This is a genomic window from Actinocorallia lasiicapitis, assembly GCF_054778695.1.
Window position 1 is genome coordinate 1 of record NZ_BAAGZI010000571.1, and the last position, 2,692, is coordinate 2,692.

Sequence of the window (2,692 nt, forward strand, 5' to 3'; positions counted from 1 at the left end):
CGGCTGTCGGGGGAACGGCCGCTCAGCGAACTGCGCGCGCCGGGGCTCGCCGTCGAGGAGAGTTTCCGGCTCGGCCACGACCAGCTCGACCCCGAGCAGGCCCGCGCGTTCGCCCTGCTCGCGGTGGCCGACGCCGACGACCTTCCGCTGGCCGCGGCCGCCGCCGTCCTCGACCGGCCCGAACCGGAGACCGAAGCGCTCCTCGAATCACTGGCCGACGTCCACCTGCTCGAAAGCGCCGAACCCGGACGTTACGGGTACCACGACCTGCTCAGGCTGTTCGCGCGGGAGGTGGCGGAGTGCCGGCGCGGGCCCGTCGACCGGCTCCTGGAGTTCTGGGACGGCGTGGCGGCCGAGTCGTATCGGCGGCTCCGTCCCGGCCACGCCGTGATCGGGCTGCTCCCGTCCGGGCCGCGTCCCGCGCCCGTCCTCACCGGCCCCGCCGAGGCCCGGCGCTGGGCGGCGCGGGAGATCGGCGGCTGGTGGAAACTGGTCCGGCAGGTGACGCGCGACCGTCCCGACCTGGCCGTCTCCACCGCCACCACCCTCTACGGACTGGAACCGGCCATCGAGGCGATGTTCGGGTGGCGCGAGGTCGCCGCGTTCGCGCCCCCGCTCCTGGACGCCGTCAGCCCGGCCGGTGACGCGCGGGCCGAAGCCAGGCTCCGCTACATGCTCGGCGGAGCGCTCCTGCAGATCGGCCGCCACGACGACGGCGCCGCCCAGATCACCGCAGGACTCGCCGTCGCCCGCGACCTGGCCGAACCGGTCGTCCTCGCGCAGCTACTGAACGTCGCGGCGATCCTCGCGGCCCGCGACACCGACTGGCACCGGGCCGTCGCACTGTACGAGGAGGCGTTGGCACTCAACCGCGAACACAACATGTCGGAGGAGGCGAAAGTGCTCGGGAACCTGTCCCGCACCCAGCTCGAGCTGGGACGGACCGCCGACGCGCTCGCCGGATGCGAACGCGCCCTCACCCTCGCCGACCGGTCGGGGGACCGGGTCGGCCGCGCCCAGACCCTGGTCGGGCTCGGCGCGGTCCTCCTCGCGTCAGGGCTGCCCGACCGGGCCATCATCACCCACCGGCAGAGCCAGGCCCTCAGCGAGGACCTCGATCTCGACTACCTCCAGGCGGTGAACGCCTGCCATCTGGCCCGCGCCCTCCACCACGCCGGACGGCCCGCCGAGACCGTCGCCCGGCACGCCCGCTCCCTCGCCGCCCACCTCGGCTTCCCCCACTACGAGGAGCTGGCCGACCGGATCCTCAGGGAAGCCCTCGGCGAGTGAAGCGGACGGGAAGTTCGTGGAGCCCGCGGACCAGAAGGCTGGGCTGTCTTTTCAGTTCGGTGTGGGGGACGGCGAGGGTGAGGCCGGGGGCGCGGCGGAAGAGGGTTTTGAGTGCGATGTCGGCTTCCGCTCTGGCGAGGGGGGCGCCGACGCAGTAGTGGAGCCCGTGGCCGAAGCCGAGATGGTCGGGTTCGGCGCGTGTCAGGTCGAGGTGGTCGGGGCGGGGGTAGTGGCGGTCGTCGTGGTGGGCCGCGGCCAGGGCGATCATGACCGGGGCTCCGGCGGGGATGCGGACGCCGCCGATTTCCACCGGTTCGGTCGGGAACCGCCAGGCCGCCAGTTCCATGGGGCCGTCGTAGCGGAACAACTCGTCGAGGGCGGTGTCGTCGGGGCGTTCGAGGAGGGCGATCTGGTCGGGGTGGCGCAGGAGGCTGACGACGGAGTTCGCGATGAGGGCGACGGAGCCTTCGTGACCGGCCACGATCAGCAGGAACGTCATGGATTGGAGTTCGGTTTCGCTCATCCGGCCTTGGTCGGTGGCGGCGATGAGTTCGGTGAGGAGGTCGTCTGCGGGGGTGCGTCGTTTGTCGGCGATGGCGGTGTGCAGGTAGGTGGCGGGGCTGGTCGTCGGCTGGCCGGGGAGGGCGTTGGACGTCCATTGGCGGAACAGGGGGCCGTCGGCGGCGGGCAGTCCCAGGATCTCGCAGATGACGGTGGTGGCGAGCGGGTAGGCGTATCCGGCGACGAGGTCGGCCTGGTCGTGGCGGAGCAGTTGGTCGAGGAGTTCGTCGGCGAGCTGCTGGATCCGGGGCCGGTACCGTTCGGCCCGCCGGTGGCGGAACGCGTGGCCCACGAGCCGTCGCAGTCTGGTGTGGTCGGGTGGTTCCCGCGTCAGCAGATGGACGCCGAGATCAGCGCCGTCCTCCAGTGGCCGCCCCCGATCGGCCTCCCGCCAAGCCTCCCCTGCCACCCGGGGATCCCGGCTGAACCGCCGATCCTCCAACACCGCCCTGGCCTCCGCATACCGGGTGACCACCCAGCAATCCAGCCCCTCCCGAAGGGCCACCCGCACCACCGCCCCCTCCCCCCGCAACCGTGCATAAGCCCCATAAGGATCCTCCCCGCCCTCCACCCCGAGCAGCGCCGCCTTGATCCCACCCCGCATAAACCCTCCCCGATCACGCCGCGTTCGTCTACGGATGCTACGGAGAAGCCCAGCCGCCCAGCGGCCTGCCGTCAAGGTGCGGTCGGCTCTCCCCTGCTGGATGACCTTGGACGCTGCCCCTCATGTCCCAGCGGCTGCCGGGAGTCCATACCGACACACTGGTCAGACATCCCTGGAGGTTGGATGTCAAGCGGTGAGGTCGTAGCCGTGGTGGGACCAGGCGGTCGCCTGGTCGTA

At 72.0% G+C, this 2,692-nt stretch carries 2 protein-coding genes; one reads left to right on the plus strand and one right to left on the minus strand.

Annotated features, from left to right (window positions below; translation table 11 throughout):
* The coding region (locus ACYVE7_RS32280) for a tetratricopeptide repeat protein (RefSeq protein ID WP_460370139.1) at positions 1-1,290 on the plus strand (1,290 nt) is incomplete at its 5' end.
* On the opposite strand, the gene ACYVE7_RS32285 is transcribed toward ACYVE7_RS32280, so the two are convergent.
* Positions 1,268-2,455, minus strand: coding sequence for a cytochrome P450 family protein (locus tag ACYVE7_RS32285; RefSeq protein WP_460370141.1), 1,188 nt, complete (start codon positions 2,453-2,455; stop codon positions 1,268-1,270). The genes ACYVE7_RS32280 and ACYVE7_RS32285 overlap by 23 nt on opposite strands.
* Between the last annotated feature and the right edge of the window lie 237 nt (positions 2,456-2,692).

What these genes read in the sequence shown, in the direction of transcription:
- ACYVE7_RS32285 (WP_460370141.1), bottom strand. Translation starts at nt 2,455, where the DNA reads ATGCGGGGTGGGATCAAGGCGGCGCTGCTCGGGGTGGAGGGCGGGGAG.